A 19,129-nucleotide genomic window follows, 5' to 3' on the forward strand; every position below is an offset into this window, starting at 1 on the left:
GGCCCGGCTGGGGGGCAGCGTCGCGAGGGATGGAGCCGGGCGGAGAGTCAGTCCTCGCCCTCGTCGTCGCCTTCCTCGTCCGCCTGGCGTCGCCGTTCCCGTTTCTCGTCCTTGGCCGTCTCGCTGACCGGCGCCGCCTTGGGGCTGGGTGACGTCTCGGCGGACAGGGCGGTCGGAGACGTCGACCCGCTGGGGGTGGTGGTGACCGTGGGCGTGGTGCCGGGGGCGTCCTTCTCGGAACCCTCCGCCGCGGTGTCGTCGGGCGAGAACCACACCATGCCGACGATCAGCGCCGCCAGGAACAGTCCCACCGCCGCGGCGGCGCCCGCTACGCGCGGCCGTGCGAGCACCTCGCGCGCCCCCGGCCGGCTGCGGCGCCGCGTCGCGGACCTGCCGGAGGACGGCAGCTTGTACGTCGTCGCCTGCCCCGTCCCGCCCATCGCCGCCGCGGGCGCCGGCGCCGGCGCCCGACGTGCCGCGACGGGCGCCGGCGCGGTGGCGGGCAGCGGCTCGGGGCGTCCCTGCCAGGCGCCCCCCGCGAACCAGTCGGCGACCTGGGCGGCGCCGGGCCGGTGCTCGGGCTGCTTGGCCAGCAGGCCCAGCAGGTAGCTCTCGAAGGCGGGCGGGAGTTGGGCGCCGAGCTGCCGGGGCGGGACCGGGGCGGCGTCGAGGTGCTGGTGGAGGATGGCGATGGGGGTGTCGGCCTGGAACGGCGGCCGCCCGGTGAGGAGTTGGTACAGCACGCAGCCCAGCGAGTACACGTCGCTGGCCGGCCCCGCGGGACGGCCGAGCGCGCGTTCCGGGGCCAGGTAGAGGCTGGTGCCGACGATCTGGCCGGTGGCGGTGAGCGCGGCGGCCGGGTCGTCGAGGAAGCGGGCGATGCCGAAGTCACCGATCTTCAGCGTGCCGTCGGCGTCCAGCAGCAGGTTGGCCGGTTTGATGTCGCGGTGCACGATGCCCTGCTGGTGCGCGGCGGCAAGCCCGGCGGCCGCCTGCGAGGCGATCCGCGCCACGCGCTCCGCGGGCTGCGGGCCCGTCTCGGCGAGCACACGGGCCAGGCTGTCGCCGTCGACCAGCTCCATGACCAGGAACAGCCGGTCCTCGTACGAGCCGAAGTCCAGCACGCCCACCACGTACGGATGATGCAGCCGCCCGGCTGTCTGCGCCTCCAGACGGAAGCGTGACGCGGCCGTCGGGTCGGAGTCCTGGGGCAGCAGCAGCTTGACCGCGACCGGCCGGCCGAGCGTCTCGTCGTACGCCCGCCAGACCTCTCCCATCGCGCCCCGCCCGATCGGATCCTGCAGCTGGTACCGGCCCGCTATGAGCACCTGTGATTCATCCTCATGCTGTGTGACGTCTCGGCGCCGCAGGCCACAACTCACCGTCGGTGCGGGTGAGGTGGGGATTGCCGCAGCTGCCACAGCGTACCGGCCGCGGAACGGTGCTCTTGATCACCCGTACGGACGACCGCCGGGTCCGGGCCGGGCCGGGACCCGACGTCAGCCCGGTGAGCGACCTTTTGCTTCGGCAGCGCGACAGGTGCGACGGCGGCAACGGACGGTCGGGCAGCGCCCTCTGCTCGTCGACGTCATGGCCGTGCGGCGGCGGTGCCGCCTGCGAGGCCGCCCCGGGGGAGGACCGACCGGTCCGCGCGGGCACACGGCAGGATGACCGTCGCAAGGCCGAACAACCGTGCACGCCGCCACCGTTGCCGGGCGGGCCCACGTCGGAGGAGAAGGAAGCAGCATGAGCGAACCGGCCGCCGCACGCCTCACCCTCGAACTCACCGCGGGCTCGAACCCGACGGCCTGAAGGACCTCTACCGCGACCTGCACCGCCACCCCGAACTCGCCTTCCAGGAACACCGGACCGCCGCCCGGCTGGCCGCCCGGCTGCGCGCGGCGGGATACGAGGTGACGGAAGGGGTCGGCCGTACCGGCGTCGTCGGCGTGCTCGCGAACGGGGACGGGCCGGTCGTCCGGCTGCGCGGCGACATGGACGCCCTGCGACTTCGGCCCGGCGATGGGCAGCGAGGACTTCTCCCTGCCGGCGCCGGCGGGAGTGCCGTACGACTACTGGTACGTCACGACCACCCCGGCCGAAGTGTGGGAGGCGGCGTCCGGCGAGGGCCTGCTGGAGCGGCTGGGCAGCGTCCCCGGCAACCACAGCCCGCTGTTCGCGCCCGACCTGTCGGTGCTCGTGCCCGGGGTGCAGACGCTGGTGTCGGCGGCCATGAGCCGACTGGGCCGCGGCGGCTCCTAGGGCTGCCTCCGGCGGCTCACCAGGCACACGCTGCCTGCCGCGGCCCGGTACGCGGCGGCAGGCCCCGGCGCGTTGCGCCGAGGCCGCTTGTGCAGGCTGTCGCCGGTATGTCAGATTTCGATGGCACCCGCTCGCGCACATCGTTCGACCAGGAGGGATGCAATGAGCACCGAGACGCTGGAGTTCCAGGCCGAAGCGCGGCAGCTCCTGCAGTTGATGGTCCACTCGATCTACTCGAACAAGGACATCTTCCTGCGGGAACTGATCTCCAACGCCTCCGACGCCCTGGACAAGCGGCGTCTCGCCGGTCTCAAGGACGACCGTCTGCGGACCGACGACCTGCACGTCGACATCGCGGCGGACAAGGACGCCCGCACGCTCACCGTGCGGGACAACGGCATCGGCATGTCCCGCGACGACGTGGTGGGCCTGATCGGCACCATCGCCAGGTCCGGTACGGCCGAGACGCTGCGCCGCCTCCGGGAGAACAAGGAGCCGGCGGAGCTGATCGGCCAGTTCGGCGTCGGCTTCTACTCCGTCTTCATGGTCGCCGACAAGGTCAGCCTGCTCACGCGCAAGGCCGGCGAGGAGACCGGCGTGCGCTGGGAGTCGGACGGCGACGGCACGTACACGATCGAGACCGTCGAGGACGTGCCGGAGGGCACGTCGGTGACCGTTCACCTGCGTCCCGCCGACGAGGAGGACGCCCTCCACGACTACGCCGACGAATGGAAGATCCGGGAGATCGTCAAGCGGTACTCGGACTTCATCTCGTACCCCATCCGCATGGGGGACGAGACCCTGAACTCGATGAAGGCGCTGTGGGCACGGCCGCGTTCGGAGGTGAAGGACGAGGAGTACCGGGAGTTCTACCGGCACATCAGCCACGACTGGTCGGAGCCTCTCGACATCATCCGGATGAGGGCGGAGGGCACCTTCGAGTACGAGGCCCTGCTGTTCCTCCCGGCGCGCGCCCCGCACGACCTGTTCCAGCGCGACGCCCGCCACGGCGTCCAGCTCTACGTCAAGCGCGTGTTCATCATGGACGACAGCCGTGAGCTGCTGCCCGACCACCTCCGCTTCGTCAAGGGAGTCGTCGACGCCGCCGACCTGTCGCTGAACATCTCCCGCGAGATCCTCCAGCAGGACCGGCACATCCAGATGATCCGCCGTCGCCTCGCGAAGAAGGTCCTGTCGACCGTCAAGGACCTCATGCGCAACGACCCCGAGAAGTACCGCACGTTCTGGCGGGAGTTCGGCCGGGTGGTCAAGGAGGGACTGCTCGGCGCGCCCGAGGACCACAAGGCGATCCTCGACATCGCGTCGTTCGCCTCCACCGCGGGCGAGGAGCCGACCACCCTGTCCGAGTACGTCGCCCGGATGAAGGACGGCCAGGACAAAATCTACTTCATGACCGGCGAAAGCCGCGCGCAGATCGAGAACTCTCCGCACATGGAGGCGTTCCGGGCCAAGGAGTACGAGGTCCTGCTGCTCACCGACCCGGTCGACGAGATCTGGGTGGAGGCGGTGCGGGACTTCGAGGGCAAGGAGTTCCAGTCCGTCGCCCGCGGCGCGGTCGACCTGCCCTCCGGTGAGGAAGTGTCGCAGGAGCGGTCAGGCGCATACGCGGCACTGCTGACCTGGCTCAACGAGACGCTCGACGACGTGAAGGACGTCCGGCTGACGACGCGGCTGACCAGCTCACCGGCGTGCCTGGTCAACGACGCCGAGGGCCTCACGCCGACGCTGGAGAAGATGTACCGGGCGATGGGCCAGGAGCTGCCGCCGGTGAAGCGCGTCCTGGAGCTGAACCCGGAGCATCCGCTGGTCAGCGGGTTGAACACGGCGTTCGAGCAGCGCGGTGCGCAGGACGCGGAGCTGACCGAAACGGCGGAGCTGCTGTACGGCACGGCCCTCCTCGCGGAAGGCGGCGACCTGTCCGACCCGGCACGCTTCGCCAAGCTGCTCGCCGACCGACTGGCCCGGACCGTGTGACCGGCACGCTTCGGTGAATGGCGTGGGGTGAGGCGCCGGCTGCGGGCGGTGGGCGGCCTGGTGACCGCCTGAGCGCCGGCTGCGGGTGGTGGCGTCCGGGGCGCCGGTTGCCGGTGGTGAGGGGTACTGGGCGTCGGCTGCCGGTGGTGAGGGTTCCTCCGTGCCGCTGCCGCTGCCGCTGCCGGTGGCGGGTGCTCGGGTGTCGGGTGGCGTGGGGTCAGGCCGCGCGGCGCAGGCTGTCCTTGGCCACCTCCTTGTCCAGCGCCGCCCGCACCAGCGCCGCGGCGAGCACCGTCGGCTCGGCGTCACCGGCGAGTTCCACCAGGCGGTCGGGATCCTTCGGCAGGCCGAGCCGCTCCGCGCCGGACAGCGCCTTGGCGTCCAGGTACGGAGCGGCCTCGGGCCAGACGCGCTGGGCCTCGCGCAGGAAGATGTCGGCGCCCGTGGGTCCGACACCGGGGATCTCCTGCAGCAGCCGGCGCAGCGCGTCGACGTCGCCGCCGGCCTCCTCGCGCAGTCGTCGCAGATCGCCGCCCCAGCGGTCGATCAGCAGCTGCGCGCCGTCGCCGAGCTGGGTGGCCGTGCGCTCGTCGTAGCGCCGGTAGCCGCCCCGGCCCAGTGCGTCCACCCGGTCCTGCCAGTCGGCCCCGGCCATCCGCCGCGCGTCGCGCAGCCCCGCCTCGTGCAGGGCGCGCGCCGCCGCGACGGCCAGCGATGCCCGGATCCGGGCGCTGAGCAGCAGCGACAGCACCTGGAGCCGGTACAGCGGCTGCGGCGTGTCCCGCAGCCGGATGCCGGCCTCCTCGGCGTACGTGCGTCCGTGCGCGTTCAGCAGCTCGCGCACGACCCGCTGCTGTCTGCCGGTCATGGCTTCAGCGGGTCGTGGCCCAGCGTCATCAGCTGGTGCCGGTGGCGGGTCTGCTCCGGCTCGGGCTCGTTCTCCACGTCCACGAGGGCGCCGACCGTGTCCACCACGTCGTACATCACCTGGATGTCGTCGTCGGTGAGGTCGGTGCGCCGCTTCTGCAGGATCGCGAGCACGTGCTGTCCGGTGGGCGTGCCGGCCTGCTCCGGCAGCGGTTCCGTGTCCTCGGCGGCGTCGCGGACCCGCAGCCAGGCGGCCAGCTCCTGCGAGGTCATGTTCACCGCGCGGTGGAAGTTCTCCCACAGCGCGTCGAGTTCGAGGGCATCGGTCATCCGCCCCTCCCTCCTTCGTACGGTCGTGCCGTGCGGCGGTCAGTCGCGCGGGGCGTTCTCCGCCTCGAACATCCACCGCTGCTTCTCCAGCTCCGCGGTGATGGAGATGAGCAGGTCCTGGGTGACCGGGTCCGGCTTCTCGGTCGCCTCGATCCGCGACCGCAGCCGGCCGATGGCCGCATCCAGCGCCTCCACCATCAGCTGGACGACCTCGTCGTCGCGCAGCCAGCCGTCCTTGGGGGCGGGCAGCGAGAAGCGGGCGGCGACGGTCTCGGGGCGGCCGTCCGGCGGGGTGCCGAGTGCGGCGGCGCGCTCCGCCACCGTGTCGGCGAAGCCGCGGGCGGCCGAGACCACCTCGTCCAGTTGGAGGTGGATCGAGCGGAAGCGGGGGCCCACGATGTTCCAGTGCGCCTGCTTCCCGGTGAGCGACAGTCCGAGCAGATCCACCAGGGTCTCCTGGAGCGCGTCGCCGGTGACCTGCCGCGCCTCGTCGGGCAGTGTGCTCCTCACGACGGTCATGGTGCGTTTCTCCCTTTCATGTCGTCCCTGGTCCTTGTCGTACGGAGCAGTTCGGCGCGTTCGTGCTCGCCGGTCCCGCCCCACACGCCCGACGTCTGCCCGCTGCTCAGCGCGTAGCGCAGACATTGGGCCATCACCGTGCACCGGGCGCAGACGCGCTTGGCGGCCGCGATGTCCCGGAGCGCCGGTCCCGTCGTGCCCACGGGGAAGAACATCTCAGGGTCCTCACCCACGCAGGCGGCTCGCCGCAACCACTCCATGCGGGCGCGGGTGCCCCGGGCGAACCGGTGCAAACGGCATGTCTCAACCTGCGAGCACCTGGCCCGGGGGCGCCGTCTCAGCCGGCGGGTGCCTGTGGCGGGAGCGCGGTCTGAGTCGGCGGGTGCCTGTGGCGGGAGCGCGGTCTGAGTCGGCGGGCGCCTGTGACGGGAGCGCGGTCTCAGTCGGCGGGCACCCGTGGCGTGTCAGCGGGTGGGCACCCGTGACGGGGGCGCCGTCTCAGCCGGCGGGCGCCTGAGACGGGGCGCGGTGTCAGCGGTTGGGTGCCTGTGGCGGGGGGTGGCGTGTCAGCGGTTGGGCGCCTGTGGCGGGAGCGCGGTCTCAGTCGACGGGCACCCGTGGCGGGGGTGGCGTGTCAGCGGGCGGGCGCCTGTGGCGGGGGCGGCGTCTCAGCCGGCGAGCACCTCGTCCAGGAAGCGGGTCACGTCCGCGAAGACCTCCGCCTTGTTCGTCTCGTGGAAGACCTCGTGCCGCGCGCCCGGATAGATCCGTTCGGTCAGGGCGCCCCCGCTCAGCCGTTCCACGCCGATCCGGCTCCCGGCGAGTGGGACCAGCCGGTCGTCGTCCCCGTGCAGCCACAGCACCGGCAGGGCGCCCACGTCCCCGCTCTCGGCCACGTCCCGCAGGGTCCGGGCGAACGCCTCCAGCGTCGGCCGCTTCATCGGGCCGTGCCAGACCAGCGGATCGGCGGCGTAGGCGGCCCCCACGGCGGGGTCGCGGGACAGCGCGGCCGGGTTGACCGGGACGTCGGGGATCTCGTCGTGCGCGAGCAGCAGGCCAGGCGTCTCCCAAGCGCCGATCACCGGCCCTGAGAGCACGAGCGCGGCCAGTCCGGCACCGTGGCGCTGGGCGTAGCGGGCTGCGATCAGGCCGCCCATGGAGTGCCCGACCAGCACCAGCGGCACGCCCGGGTACGCAGCCCCGACCCGTTCGGCGACCGTATGCAGATCGGTGACGACGTCCTCGAAGTCCTCGACCAGCACCCGCTCGCCCGCGGACCCGCCGTGCCCCAGGTGATCCGGGCCGAAGACGGCGGCCCCGTACTCCCCGAAGACCTCGGCCGGCCCCTCGTACCGGCCCATGTGCTCCCCGTAGCCGTGCGAGACGAGAACGAGGCAGGCCGGGTCCGGGTGCGGCCACTCGCGGGCGCTGATCGCTCCCCGGGTGCCGGTGAGGAGGTGCTCGCGGGCGTCGGCCATGGTTACCCCAACTGCGTCGGTGAAGGCTTCCCGGGATCTTTTCAGGGATCTTTTCAGGGCGGGACCCGGCGGTCCATGGCAAGATTACGCACATCATCCAGCAAGCCGGATACTTGCTGTGCAAATGCGGCTTCCGCATGCAAGTGGATGCTCGCAATCATCCAGTCGCGGCAGGTCGGCCTGAGGTCCGAAACCGGTGTCCGACGCGGTACGGCGGCGTACGGCAGCAGGGGCGTATGCGGTGGAGGACCGCGGGGCTGCAGGGCGGTAGTGCTGCTGCATGGCCGCAGGACTGCGGTGGGCGCCGTCGGCGCGCTGATCGCGCCGTGCTCCCGCAAGCACGGCGCTGATCGCGCCGTGCTTGCGGGAGGGATGCCTTGTCAGGCGGTGGTGTCGCTTCGCGAAGGCGGCAGCAGACCGTGGAGGACGAGGGTGGAGAGCGCGTCCGCCATGCTGTTCCTGTCCTGTTCCGCCACCGGCGCGACGGCGGGGTTCAGCCGGTCGGCGATCGGGTCCTGCGCGAGAGCCAGCGCGGGCCCGGTGACGGCGAAGTACAGAAGGTGCGTCGGCACACGTGGGATGCGTCCGGCTGCCACCAGGTTGCTGATCGTCGGCTCGATGCTGTCCCAGAACGGCTTGACGAACCGGCGGTGGAGATGGTCCAAGCGGCTGGAGTCGCGAGTCGACTCATCCGCCATCAGCCGGTTCATCGCCGAGGCGTTCGCGGACAGCCGGTACAGCTGGATGATGACGTTCCTCAGTCGTTCCTCGTCGTCGTGGCACTCCGCCAGTCGCTCGTCGAGCCCGGCCTGGACGTCCAGCAGTGCGAAGTCGACGACAGCGCGCCAGAAGTTCTCCTTCGACCTGTAGCGGTCGTTGATGAAGTTGTGGCTGACGCCGAGCCGCCGGGCCAGCTCTCGGACTGTGGTCGCGGCATACCCGAGTTCGGCGAAGGTGTCGAGGCCGCGGCGAAGGATCTCGCTCTCGTCCAGTTCCACCGGGGTGTACTTGCCGCGCGTCCTGATTTTCGCAACCTCGTGTGTTGTGTCGGTCACTCCGGCATCTTTCCGTTCGCCGCCTTTCGGTCCGCTCTGGGTCGTTCGCACGCGCTGTCGACCGTCGCGCCGGTCGCCCCCGGGGGTCGGCGTATGGCCCTCGTTCGACCAGCGAGTTACCCGTGCCGACCTGCCCCTCGTCGAATGCCGCCACTTCGCGGCGGCCGCGGCGGGTGGTCGTCCGTCCGGGTGTGCGGCTCAAGTCTTGCATGGTGGTTGTCATCCGAGGGGTGTGGCGCGAAGGCAGGTGCCCGCGTCCCGGAACAGCTTGACGCCTGTCAGACTCAGGCACATGCTTGATGAGTCAAGCAAAAATTGGCGAGGTCGGCAGAGGCCGACCGTTCCTCAGGAGTGATCTGTGACTTCCCAGCAGGATCTTGAGTCCGCATCAGCCCGCAGCTCCGCCTCCACGCGTCGGCGCCGCCGGAGGGTGATCGGTGCCATGGCCGGCCTGGCCGTCGCCGCCGCCCTGACCGCGGCAGCAGTCCCGGCGTCGGCGCAGAGCGAGGCACCGCTTCCCGCGGCCTCGTCCTCGGCGGACTCGTCCGACCGGCACTACCTCTCGCCGCTGGAGGTCTCCTCGGCGTTCTACGGCAGCTACAACGGAGACCTCGCCGCCGGCTTCGACCGCTACATCTCGAAGGACCTGTTGCTGCACGGGTTCAACGGGCCCGAGGACCGCGAGTCCTGGCTCGCGGGCGACCTCAACATCAAGGCGGGGCTCACCGGCTTCAAGATGACCATCCTTGACCAGATCGTGGAGGGCAACAAGGTCGTCACGCGCTGGAGTTTCACGGGCGTCCACACCGGCACGGTCTTCGGTATCCCCGCCTCCGGTCGCCAGGTCACGCTGAGCGGAATCTCCATCGACCGCGTGGTCCAGGGCCAGTCGGTCGAGCACTGGTCGGAGGGGAACTTCGGCAGGTTCCTGGACGAGCTCCGCGGTGAGACGCCGCCGGAGTCCGTCACCCCCAGCGCCAACTAAACCAGCGTCGGCCCCCGGCCCTGGCGCAGTTCAGGGCCGGGCGGCTCGGCGCCACCCCAGCACACCCGCGCGGTGCACACCGGCGCCGCGCACATCAGAACCAGGAGCAGTTCCATGGGAACACTCGACGGCAAGGTAGCGCTCATCACCGGCACCGCCGGAGGCATGGGCCGCGTCGCGGCACTCATCTTCGCGAGAGAGGGTGCACAGGTCGTCGGCGCCGACATCCAGGTCGAGGCCAACAAGGAGACCATCGAGCTCGTACGCAGCGCCGGCGGCGAGATGACGGGCATCGCGCCGGTCGATCTCACCGACCCGGACGCGGTGCAGCAGTTGGCCGATGACGCCGCCGCCGCTTACGGCGGGCTCGACGTGGTCTACAACAACGCGGCCATGCAGCGCTTCGGCCCCATGCCGGACTTCTCGGTGGAGGACTGGCGTGCGACCGAAGCCGGTGAACTCGACATTCCCTTCTTCGTGTCGAAGTTCACCTGGCCGTATCTGGTCCGCCGTGGTGGCGGCGTCATCATCAACGTCGCGTCGGAGGCCGGCCTGATCGCGGGTTCGACTCCCCCCATGGTCGCGCACACGGCAGCCAACGCCGGTGTCATCGGCATGACGCGACAGCTCGCGCTGGAGGGCGCCCCTCATGGGATCCGTGCGGTGGCGATCAGTCCTGGCCCGGTCCTGACCCCGGCCAGCGACCGTGACCTGGGGGACAACCAGGCCGCCCGGGACGCGATCATCAGCAAGACGCTCCTCAAGCGCTTCGCTCGCCCCGAGGAAGTCGTCGAGCTGGCCGCGTTCCTCGCTTCGGACCGCGCGGCATACATCACGGGCGCCAACTACGCTGTGGACGGCGGTGCGAGCGCCTGGTAACACGACCGGTCCCCATGTTGAGACATAGCAGTGTTCTGTCCCGGCGAGGTCGGCTGTGCCGACCCCGACCGGGACAGCTGCGTATGGCGGCCGTGTGCCAAGCCCCGGCCAACCCGAGTTCGCCTTCGGCGGTGCGGCCGAGGTCGACCGCGCGGTCCGTCTCGCCGACGAAGCCTTCGACAGCTACAGCCACACCGGGCTCGCCGAGCGGGCCGCGCTCCTCGATCTCATCGCGGACAAGCTGGAGGCGGTCAAGGAGGAACTCGCCGCCCGCACCGCCCTGGAGACCGGCCTGCCTGCCGCCCAGTTCGAAGGCGAGGCGACCCGTACCGCCGGTGTGTTCCGCAAGTTCGCCACCGTCGTCCGCCAGGGTCGCTTCCTGCAGGCGACCATCGATCCCGCCCAGCCGGACCGGCAACCCACACCCCGCCTGGACCACCGGCTGCGGGCCGTCAATCGCTAGCCGGTGCCCTCCCGGCCGTGGGCGACCGTGGTGACGAGAGCCGCGTGGACGGCCGGCCATGCCTGGCGCCGACCGTGGCCGGCGCAGCACCCGCACCGCGATGAACCGCTCCCACTGATCGCCACCATCACCACCTACGCCAACCACATCCAGGCACTGAGCCCGCGCAACGCCGAACTCGAAGCGGAGAACGCCGCAGGCGCGGGCACCTCCATCAATCCGACAGCACCATCGCCTCCCTTTTCTTGGGGTGACGCCCTGATCCTGCGGCGAAGGGTGGTGCACGTGTGCGTATGCGTTCCACGATGGCCTCGAGAGCCGCGTCAATGCCGTATCCGTCTGTTGCCCCGCACCAGCTGATCGCGTCGCACCAGCCGGACAAGAGACGCCTGGTATATCCTCCGAAACTAGCAGCGCTAATTAACCTGCGGGGCTGCTGATCCGGCCCCCGGTCAGGAGACCTGTCGTGCGTCCCGTCCACTTCGCGGCAGCCCGCCGCACCCCCATCGGCAAACTGCGCGGAGCCCTGTCCTCCGTCCGCCCGGACGATCTCGCCGCGACGGTCGTCCGCGGCCTCGTCGCCGACGTCCCCGCGCTCGACCCGGCCCGCATCGACGACGTCTACTGGGGCGCCGCCAACCAGGCCGGCGAGGACAACCGCAACGTCGCCCGCATGGCCGCCCTGCTCGCCGGCCTGCCCGAGTCCGTCCCGGGCGCCACCGTCAACCGCCTGTGCGCCTCCGGCCTCGAAGCGGTCACCCTGGCGGCCCGCACCATCGCCGCGGGCGAGGCCGACGTCGTCCTCGCGGGCGGCTCCGAGTCGATGAGCCGCGCTCCCTTCGTCCTGCCCCGCCCAGACGAGGCCCTGCCGCACCGCATCGAGACCGCCGACACCCGCCTCGGCTGGCGCCTGGTCAACCCGGCGATGAAGGAACTGCACGGCCTGCTGTCCATGGGGGAGACCGCGGAGGAGGTCGCCGAGCGGTACGGCGTCCCGCGCGAACGCCAGGACGAGTTCGCGCTGCGCAGTCACCGGCTGGCCGCCGACGCCCGCAAGAACGGCCACTTCGACGACGAACTCCTGCCGGTGCGCCGCCCCGACGGTGTGGTGGTCGACAGCGACGAAGGCGTCCGCGAGGACACGTCGTACGAGAAGCTGGCCCGGCTGAAGCCCGTCTTCCGCGAGGGCGGCACGGTGACCGCGGGCAACGCCTCCCCGATGAACGACGGTGCCGCCGGACTCCTGCTGGTCAGCGAGGAGGCCCTGAACGAGTTGGGGCTCGAGTCGCTGGGCCGGTACGTCGCCGGCGCCTCGGCCGGCGTCCACCCGGACGTCATGGGCATCGGCCCCGTCCCCGCCACCCAGAAGGCGCTGGCGCGCGCCCGGTGGAGCATCGGCGACATCGAGGAGGCCGAGTTCAACGAGGCGTTCGCCGCTCAGGCGCTCGCCTGCGTGGACCGCCTCGGCATCGACCCGGGCCTGGTCAACCCGACCGGCGGGGCCATCGCCCTCGGCCACCCGCTGGGCTGCTCCGGCGCCCGCATCCTGACCACCCTGCTGCACCGGATGCGCCGCACGGGCGCGGCGCGCGGGCTGGCGACGATGTGCGTGGGCGTGGGGCAGGGAAGCGCGCTGCTGGTGGAGCGGCACCAGGGCTAGGGGCTGTCGCTCGACGCACGCCGCAGCAGCCGGAGCCGCGGCCAGGAAACGGAGCGCCGGAGCGCCGAAGCGGGAGCTGCGGACCCGATACGCCGACTGCGGGGTCCGGGGTCCGGGGTCCGGGGTGCGGGGGTGCGGGGTGCGGGGTGCGCGGTGCGGGGTCCGGGGAGTCGGGCTCGGGGCGTCGGGCTCGGTGGTGGGAGCGCCGGGTGTCGGGGTCTGGGGAGACGGCGTGTGGTGTCGGGCGGGGGGCGCGGACGCGTCGGACGTGGGCGCGGGCGTCGGACTCGGGCGGGACCAGTGTGGTGTGGCGATGCGCCACTCGCGGTGCGGGGAGCCGTCTGGTGAGACGCTGCTTACGGCGGCCAGTTGCATGGGCATAGCATCGGTGTCCGCATGGACACGATGACGCTCTGGCACATCACCGGCTGGGAGTTCGCCGCCCTGGCCTTCGCCGCGCTCCTGGTCGGCTTCTCCAAGACCGCCGTGAGCGGGGCCAACACGGTCAGCCTCGCGATCTTCGCGGCCGTGCTGCCGGCCCGCGCCTCCACCGGGGTCCTGCTGCCGGTCCTCATCGCCGGGGACGTGCTCGCGGTCCTCACCTACCGGCGGCACGCCCACTGGCCCACGCTGTGGCGGCTGTTCCCGGCGGTCGCGGCGGGCGTGGTGGTCGGCACGCTGTTCCTGGTGTGGGCCGACGACCAGGTCGTGCGGACCTCGATCGGGGTGATCCTGCTGCTGATGGCGGGCGTGACGGTGTGGCGCCGGCGCGCGGCGGGCGCGCCGGCGGAGGAGCCGGACTCGGTGACCGGCGGGGCGGGCCGGATCAAGGCCCGTTCGTACGGCGTCCTCGGCGGCTTCACCACGATGGTCGCCAACGCGGGTGGCCCGGTGATGTCCATGTACCTGCTGTCGGCGGGCTTCCGGAAGCTGGGCTTCCTCGGCACGTCGGCGTTCTTCTTCCTGATCGTCAACGTGTCCAAGGTGCCCTTCAGCGCGGGGCTCGGACTGATCGACGGGCGGTCGCTGCTGCTCGACGCCGCCCTCGTGGCGTTCGTCGTGCCCGGAGCGTTGATCGGCAAATGGGCTGTGAGCCGCATCAACCAGCGGCTGTTCGAGCAGCTGGTGATCGCGGCGACGGTGCTGGGCGGCCTGCAACTGCTGCTGCGCTAGCCGCCCTCAGCGCCGTCGGCCGAGCCCCAGCAACGCCGGTACGTCGGCGAAGGAGTCGACCACGTGGTCCGGCGTGCCGCCGGCCGCCCGGTGCGTCTCCGGCAGGTACTTGCCGGTCTTCACCAGCACCCCGGTCACCCCGGCCCGCTGTGCTCCGAGGACGTCGGACTCGATGTCGTCACCCACCATCACGGCCTGGTCCGCCGGCACGCCGAGCCGGCCCAGCGCGGCCTCGAAGAACGCGGCCGACGGCTTGCCGGTCACCTCGGCCTCGGTGCGAGCGGCCCGCTCCAGCCCGGCCAGGAACGCCCCGGTGTCGAGTTGCAGGCCGTCCTGCGTGCGCCAGTACAGGTTGCGGTGCATGGCGACGAGCCGTGCTCCGCGCTGCAGCCGGCCGAAGGCACGGTTGAGTGCGGTGTAGGTGAACTCGGGCCCGGCGCCCCCGACGACCACGACGTCCACCGGCGCGCCCGCGCCCTCGGCGAACGTGTCGTCGTCCACCAGGCTCACGCCCTCCAGGTCCTCCCGGATGTCCCCGCTGTTCAGCAGCGCGCACCGCGCCCCCGGGAACCGCTCGGCGAGATACGCGGCGGTGACGGCCGGCGCGGTCAGGATGTCCCGCGCCGTCACCTCGAAGCCCGCGTCCGCGAGCGTCCCGGCGATGGACGCGCGCGTGCGGGAGGTGGTGTTGGTGACCAGGGCGACCGGCAGTCCCGCGTCCCGGATCTCGCGCAACGCCTCGACCGCGCCGGGCAGTGGCCGCCACGAGACGGTGAGGACGCCGTCGATGTCGATGAGCACGGCGTGCACTGAGTCCATGCCCGGACGATAGCCACTTGTGTGCGGTGTGCGGTGTGCGGTGTGCCGGGTCGTGGCGGACGGCGGAGGCGCGAGGCGGGCCGATCGGCCGCGTCCAGGGATGCCCTCTCGGACGTCCCCGGCACCCCCTTCGACGCCTCTGCGACGGGACACGGGCGAGGGCAGGCGGCCGTGCTTCCCTGGCGTACGCTCGCGCCATGTCCCGTCACGTCCTGATCCTCGGCGGCACCACCGAGGCCCGCGAACTCGCCGCCGTGCTGGCGGCCCACGCGGCGGTGCGGGTCACGACGTCGCTGGCGGGGCGGGTGTCGCGGCCGGGGGCGGTCGACGGTGAGGTGCGGATCGGCGGGTTCGGCGGCGCGGAGGGGCTGGCCGAGTGGCTCCGCGTCCACGAGGTGGCCGCCGTCGTGGACGCCACCCACCCCTTCGCCGAGGCGATCACCGCGAACGCGGCCCACGCCGCCGCGTGGGCCGGGACGCCGGCCCTGGTGCTGCGCAGGCCGGGCTGGCGGCCGGGCCGCGGGGACGACTGGCACCCGGTCGCCTCACTGGACGCGGCCGCGGAACTGCTGCCGCGCCTCGGCCGCCGGGTGCTCCTCACCACCGGCCGACTGGGCCTCGCCGCCTTCGCCCACCTGACGCGAACCCACTTCGTCGTACGGTCCGTGGAACCGCCCGAGCCGCCGATGCCCCCGCACGTGCAACTCGTCCTGTCACGTGGCCCGTTCACCGTCGCCGGTGAGTCGGCGCTGCTGCGTGAGCACCGCATCGACGTGATCGTCACCAAGGACAGCGGCGGAGAGGCGACGGCCGCCAAGCTCACGGCGGCCCGTGACCTCGGCGTGCCCGTCGTCGTCGTACGCCGCCCGCCGCTGCCGCAGGGCACGACGGCCGTGCCGGACGTGCCGGGCGCTCTGGCGTGGCTGGGGCTGGGCTAGGGCCTGTCGTTCGGATCACGCCGCGGACGCGGGGTCCGGCACGCGCGACAGGCCCCAGCGGCGACTCAAAGGATCTTGCGGTGCACCAGGGCCGACAGCACCAGCGCGCCGGGCAGCAGCGGCACCCACACCGTGATCACCCGGTAGGCGATGACGGTCGCCGTGGCCAGGCCCACCGGTGCGCCGAACGCGGCCATCGTGAACACCAGCGCCGCGTCCACCGGCCCGATCCCGCCGGGCGCGGGCACCGCGCCGACCGCCGTAGTGGCGATGAGCAACGCGAAGACGACCTGCGCCCAGGACAGCTCCAGCCCGAGCGAGAAGCCGACGGTGGCGATCACGCTGCCCTGGAGCAGCGGGGTGGCGGCCGCGCCGCCCCAGAGGGCGAGGACGCGGCTCGGCCGGGTGTGCAGCACCCGGGCGTCGGTCAGGGCGGTGCGCAGGAAGCAGACGGCCGGGCGGCGCAGCGCGGGGACGACGGCCGGCAGGCAGCCGGCGACGACGAGGGCGACGCCCACGCCGGCGGCGACCAGCAGGAGGGTCCGGTCGTCGGGGACGAGTTCGCCGAGCTGGAGCATGCCGGGGAAGGCCACGAGGAAAACGATCAGCACGGCCGTCTTCGCCACCGGCTTGACCAGCGAGTACAGGGCGAGCGACGCGGTGCCCCGGGCCAGGGATATGCCCTGGCCCTGCAGGAAGCGCAGGGTCACCGCGTGGGCGCCGATGCTCGCGGGGAGCACGTGGTTGGCGGCGCCGGCGGCGAACTGCGAGGCGACCAGCAGTCCGGGCGGCAGCCGTTCGGGGATGGCGCCCTGCCGCACCAGCGCGGCGGCCGGCCAGCCGAGGCAGGTGAAGAACAGCGCGGCGAGCAGCCAGCCGGCGTCGGCGGCGGCCAGCCGGGCGGCGCCGCCGTGTACGGAGCGCCAGTCGACGACGGCCCACCCGCCGATGAGCAGCAGCGGCAGCGCGGTGAGGCCGTGCCGGGCGAGGCGGGAGAGACGTTCGGCGGAGGGGGAGCGGACGGGGGCGGCGGCGGGGAGCGCGCTGGGGAGAGCGGCGGCGGGCCGAAGCAGGGACACGGCGTACGTCGTCCTTCCGCATCGCGCCCGGTAGGAGCGGGGCGGACGGATGCAAGGCGAGACAGGTGGGGACGGCCGAAACGTGCCCGCTCGGTGTGACGCTGTGGTGTCCGGCAGCCGACGCCACGCCGGCGCGCAGCACAAGAAAGCGGCCGTGACGGTGCGCGGCCGGCGTTCTCGCGCGGCGGGGGAGCGACGAAGGCGTGCGCCCTGGCCTCATACGCCCCTCCTGCGCCACAGGTCGCTCGGGTGCCGCCGGGGCTACCGCTTCCCGGGCCAACCGCTCCCCGGGGCTACCGTTCCCCGGGGTTCCGGCGCAGCAGGTACGTGTCCATGATCCAGCCCTTGCGCTCCCGGGCCTCGGCACGCAGCCGTTCGATGCGCGGGGCCGCCTCGGCGATGGGGCCGGAGGCGAGGATCTCGTCCGGCGTGCCGATGTAGGCGCCCCAGTAGATGTCGATGTCATGGTCGGCGTACTGCCGGAAGGTCTGGTGGGCGTCGAGCATCACGACCACGTCGTCCACGCCCTCGGGGAAGCCCTCGGCGAGCCGCCGGCCCGTGGTGATCTGCACCGGCCGGGCGACCCGGTTCAGCCCCGTGCGATGCCGGGCGACCAGCGCCGAGACACTGCTGATGCCCGGTATGACGTGGTACGTGAAGGCCACCCTGCCACGGCCCTGGACCTCCTCCAGGATGCCCAGTGTGCTGTCGTACAGCGCCGGGTCGCCCCAGACCAGGAACGCGCCGGTGTCGTCCTCGCCCAGTTCCTGGGCGATCAGCCGCTCGTAGATGTCGGCGCGGGCGCTGCGCCAGTCCCCGACGGCCGGTGAGTACGCCGCGCCGCCCGCGCCGCGGTCCCGCTCCGGGTCGCGCGCCTCGACCACGCGGTACGAGTCCCCCGGTATGTGCGCGTCGAGCATGTCCTTGCGCAGCCGGGTGAGGTCGGACTTCACCTCACCCTTGTCGAGCAGGAAGAACACGTCCGTGCTCCGCAACGCCCGGACCGCCTGGAGGGTGAGCTGCTCGGGGTCGCCCGCGCCGATGCCGATGACATGAATCTTTCGCACCCCCCGAGTCTGCCGCACACCACCGACAGCGAGCCCACCGCCTCATGCCCCCTCACGCCGAGCGCCCCGAACGACGTCACACCCCCCGCAGCCCGGGCGCCCGTGCCCCCGCGTCCACCGTCGCCCCGCCCTCCACGTCGCCCGCCAACTCCCGCGCCCACTGCGCGAGCCCCGGCAGGTCCAGGTCGTACGGGCGCTTGCGTCCCGTCCGTGCCGTCCACTCCTCGATCGCGCCCGCCCCGCGGCGCAGCAGACGGGCCCCGCCGGTGACGTTGCCGCGTGCCGCGTGCGTCAGCCCCACGGCCAGCTGGGCGAGGCCGCGCCACAGGGTGCGCTCCTCGTCCGGGCCCGACTTCCAGGCGTCCTCGAAGACCTCGTGCGCGTGGAACGGCCTGCCCGCCTGCAGCAGCGCCTGTGCCTCGGCGACCGTCTCCTCCGGTGTCCGTACGACCCCCTCGGGCTGCCGGGGCACGCCCTGCGCGTCGTACGGCAGGGGCCGTCCCAGCCCGTCGCGCGGCCGTGCGTTGCGGGCGCGGCCCTCGCTGTCGCGGTCCCGTGCGCCGGTCCGCCGTCCTTCCGGTGTGCTGCCCATACCGCGATTGTCCCGCCTCCGGTCCCGCTTCGGCGCGCCCGGCGGTGTGGGGTAAAGTACTGTCCGCGCGATCACGCGGTTCTCCGCGATGAGGCGCACCGGGACGTGGCGCAGCTTGGTAGCGCACTTGACTGGGGGTCAAGGGGTCGCAGGTTCAAATCCTGTCGTCCCGACGGTTCGGCGAGGGGCCATCTGTTCGATGGCCCCTTTTCCGTCGGTTCACGGGGCCGGATGGTACAAGCGGGGCATGACCAATGAGTTCATCCCCTTCCGCCCGGACGGTGTCCGATGACCGCCGGTGTCGACACCCCGGACCGCCGCGGCCGCACCGGGCTCGACCGGGCCGGCCGCGACCTGACCGGCAATCCGCGGGTGCGGGTGCGGGACGTGACGCTGCTCTCCAGCCACTGGTACGTGGAGCGCACCACCACCTTCGACTTCCAGCACGCCGACGGCACCTGGAGCACCCAGGAGCGCGAGACGCACGACCGTGGCAACGGCGCCACGATGCTGCTGTACGACGCCTCGCGCGAGACCGTGCTGCTCACCCGCCAGTTCCGCTTCCCGGTGTACGTCAACGGACACCCCGACGGCATGCTGGTCGAGACGCCCGGCGGACTGCTCGACGACGACGACGAGCACCCGGAGGAGGCCGTACGGCGTGAGGTGATCGAGGAGACCGGGCACACCATCGGCGCCGTCCAGCACGTCTTCGACGTCTACATGAGCCCCGGCTCGGTCACCGAACGCGTCAGCTTCTACGCCGCCGCCTACGGACCGTCGACCCGCACCCACGAGGGCGGCGGGCTCGGCGAGGAGGGCGAGGACATCGAGATCGTCGAACTGCCCTTCCCCCGGGCCCTGGAGATGATCCGCACCGGCGAGATCGCCGACGCCAAGACCATCATGCTGCTGCAATGGGCCGCCCTCGAAGGTCCGTTCGCCAAGCGGTAGCGGCCACGGCCTTG

At 72.3% G+C, this 19,129-nt stretch carries 20 protein-coding genes, 1 tRNA gene and 1 pseudogene; 11 read left to right on the forward strand and 11 right to left on the reverse strand.

Translation table 11 applies throughout. From position 1 onward, the window contains the following. Positions 1 to 47: 47 nt before the first annotated feature. Positions 48 to 1,328: a serine/threonine-protein kinase gene (locus IPT68_RS31940; protein WP_189701060.1), complete on the reverse strand. Its 1,281-nt coding sequence runs from the start codon at positions 1,326 to 1,328 to the stop codon at positions 48 to 50. Between the two features lie 480 nt (positions 1,329 to 1,808). Here IPT68_RS31940 and IPT68_RS34440 point away from each other — a divergent pair. The 3 genes and pseudogenes from IPT68_RS34440 to htpG all read left to right on the forward strand — a co-directional run. Beyond that, a pseudogene (locus IPT68_RS34440) lies at positions 1,809 to 2,027 on the forward strand (amidohydrolase); the annotation flags it as partial. Beyond that, positions 2,023 to 2,262, forward strand: coding sequence for a hypothetical protein (locus IPT68_RS31945; RefSeq protein ID WP_189701059.1), 240 nt, complete (start codon positions 2,023 to 2,025; stop codon positions 2,260 to 2,262). The pseudogene IPT68_RS34440 and the gene IPT68_RS31945, both read left to right, overlap by 5 nt. Before the next feature lie 162 nt (positions 2,263 to 2,424). Then, the gene (htpG, locus tag IPT68_RS31950; RefSeq protein WP_189701058.1) at positions 2,425 to 4,257 is read left to right on the forward strand and encodes a molecular chaperone HtpG; all 1,833 of its coding nucleotides are present in this window, start codon (positions 2,425 to 2,427) and stop codon (positions 4,255 to 4,257) included. Positions 4,258 to 4,474: 217 nt separating this feature from the next. Here htpG and IPT68_RS31955 read toward each other — a convergent pair whose 3' ends face one another. The 6 genes from IPT68_RS31955 to IPT68_RS31980 all read right to left on the reverse strand — a co-directional run bounded on the left by IPT68_RS31955 (position 4,475) and on the right by IPT68_RS31980 (position 8,506). Then, positions 4,475 to 5,125, reverse strand: a complete 651-nt coding sequence (locus IPT68_RS31955; protein WP_189701057.1) for an endonuclease — start codon at positions 5,123 to 5,125, stop codon at positions 4,475 to 4,477. Next, entirely contained in the window at positions 5,122 to 5,454 is a 333-nt protein-coding gene (locus IPT68_RS31960; RefSeq protein WP_189701056.1) for a DUF3140 domain-containing protein, read from the reverse strand. Before IPT68_RS31960 ends, IPT68_RS31955 begins: the two co-directional genes overlap by 4 nt. A gap of 39 nt (positions 5,455 to 5,493) precedes the next feature. Beyond that, positions 5,494 to 5,973 carry a Dps family protein gene (locus IPT68_RS31965; RefSeq protein ID WP_189701055.1) on the reverse strand — a complete coding sequence of 160 codons (480 nt, stop codon included), beginning with the start codon at positions 5,971 to 5,973 and terminating at the stop codon, positions 5,494 to 5,496. Next, positions 5,970 to 6,233, reverse strand: coding sequence for a WhiB family transcriptional regulator (locus IPT68_RS31970; RefSeq protein WP_189701097.1), 264 nt, complete (start codon positions 6,231 to 6,233; stop codon positions 5,970 to 5,972). Before IPT68_RS31970 ends, IPT68_RS31965 begins: the two co-directional genes overlap by 4 nt. Before the next feature lie 408 nt (positions 6,234 to 6,641). After that, on the reverse strand, positions 6,642 to 7,451 hold the full coding sequence (locus IPT68_RS31975) for an alpha/beta hydrolase (protein ID WP_189701054.1): 810 nt from the start codon (positions 7,449 to 7,451) through the stop codon (positions 6,642 to 6,644). Positions 7,452 to 7,831: 380 nt separating this feature from the next. After that, a complete protein-coding gene (locus IPT68_RS31980) occupies positions 7,832 to 8,506 on the reverse strand; it encodes a TetR/AcrR family transcriptional regulator (RefSeq protein ID WP_189701053.1) in 675 nt (224 codons plus the stop codon). A gap of 442 nt (positions 8,507 to 8,948) precedes the next feature. Here IPT68_RS31980 and IPT68_RS31985 point away from each other — a divergent pair, with 442 nt between their 5' ends. The 5 genes from IPT68_RS31985 to IPT68_RS32005 all read left to right on the forward strand — a co-directional run bounded on the left by IPT68_RS31985 (position 8,949) and on the right by IPT68_RS32005 (position 13,666). Continuing rightward, positions 8,949 to 9,491, forward strand: coding sequence for an ester cyclase (locus IPT68_RS31985; protein ID WP_189701052.1), 543 nt, complete (start codon positions 8,949 to 8,951; stop codon positions 9,489 to 9,491). 114 nt (positions 9,492 to 9,605) lie between these two features. Further along, positions 9,606 to 10,370 (forward strand): SDR family NAD(P)-dependent oxidoreductase, encoded by a 765-nt coding sequence (locus IPT68_RS31990; RefSeq protein ID WP_189701051.1) that lies wholly within the window; start codon positions 9,606 to 9,608, stop codon positions 10,368 to 10,370. 94 nt (positions 10,371 to 10,464) lie between these two features. Then, a complete protein-coding gene (locus IPT68_RS31995) occupies positions 10,465 to 10,833 on the forward strand; it encodes an aldehyde dehydrogenase family protein (RefSeq protein ID WP_228040060.1) in 369 nt (122 codons plus the stop codon). Between the two features lie 466 nt (positions 10,834 to 11,299). Further along, on the forward strand, positions 11,300 to 12,493 hold the full coding sequence (locus IPT68_RS32000) for a thiolase family protein (protein ID WP_189701049.1): 1,194 nt from the start codon (positions 11,300 to 11,302) through the stop codon (positions 12,491 to 12,493). 396 nt (positions 12,494 to 12,889) lie between these two features. Further along, a complete protein-coding gene (locus IPT68_RS32005; RefSeq protein ID WP_189701048.1) occupies positions 12,890 to 13,666 on the forward strand; it encodes a sulfite exporter TauE/SafE family protein in 777 nt (258 codons plus the stop codon). A gap of 6 nt (positions 13,667 to 13,672) precedes the next feature. On the opposite strand, the gene IPT68_RS32010 is transcribed toward IPT68_RS32005, so the two are convergent. After that, complete coding sequence (locus IPT68_RS32010) at positions 13,673 to 14,485, reverse strand: TIGR01458 family HAD-type hydrolase (protein ID WP_189701047.1); 813 nt, start codon at positions 14,483 to 14,485, stop codon at positions 13,673 to 13,675. Positions 14,486 to 14,682: 197 nt separating this feature from the next. Between IPT68_RS32010 and IPT68_RS32015 the strand changes: the two genes are divergently transcribed. Then, on the forward strand, positions 14,683 to 15,423 hold the full coding sequence (locus tag IPT68_RS32015) for a cobalt-precorrin-6A reductase (protein ID WP_194074032.1): 741 nt from the start codon (positions 14,683 to 14,685) through the stop codon (positions 15,421 to 15,423). 65 nt (positions 15,424 to 15,488) lie between these two features. On the opposite strand, the gene IPT68_RS32020 is transcribed toward IPT68_RS32015, so the two are convergent. From IPT68_RS32020 to IPT68_RS32030, 3 genes are all read right to left on the reverse strand, one after another. Next, entirely contained in the window at positions 15,489 to 16,502 is a 1,014-nt protein-coding gene (locus tag IPT68_RS32020; protein WP_189701046.1) for a lysylphosphatidylglycerol synthase transmembrane domain-containing protein, read from the reverse strand. Between the two features lie 293 nt (positions 16,503 to 16,795). Then, entirely contained in the window at positions 16,796 to 17,569 is a 774-nt protein-coding gene (gene cobF, locus IPT68_RS32025; RefSeq protein WP_189701045.1) for a precorrin-6A synthase (deacetylating), read from the reverse strand. A 76-nt stretch (positions 17,570 to 17,645) separates the two neighbouring features. Beyond that, complete coding sequence (locus IPT68_RS32030; protein WP_189701044.1) at positions 17,646 to 18,161, reverse strand: DUF309 domain-containing protein; 516 nt, start codon at positions 18,159 to 18,161, stop codon at positions 17,646 to 17,648. Positions 18,162 to 18,260: 99 nt separating this feature from the next. Between IPT68_RS32030 and IPT68_RS32035 the strand changes: the two genes are divergently transcribed. Continuing rightward, positions 18,261 to 18,334: transfer RNA gene (locus IPT68_RS32035), tRNA-Pro, on the forward strand. A 115-nt stretch (positions 18,335 to 18,449) separates the two neighbouring features. Continuing rightward, positions 18,450 to 19,115, forward strand: a complete 666-nt coding sequence (locus IPT68_RS32040; protein ID WP_189701043.1) for an NUDIX domain-containing protein — start codon at positions 18,450 to 18,452, stop codon at positions 19,113 to 19,115. The last annotated feature ends 14 nt before the right edge of the window (positions 19,116 to 19,129 follow it).

Origin of the sequence: Streptomyces chromofuscus (assembly GCF_015160875.1) — a bacterium.
Taxonomy (GTDB): domain Bacteria; phylum Actinomycetota; class Actinomycetes; order Streptomycetales; family Streptomycetaceae; genus Streptomyces; species Streptomyces chromofuscus.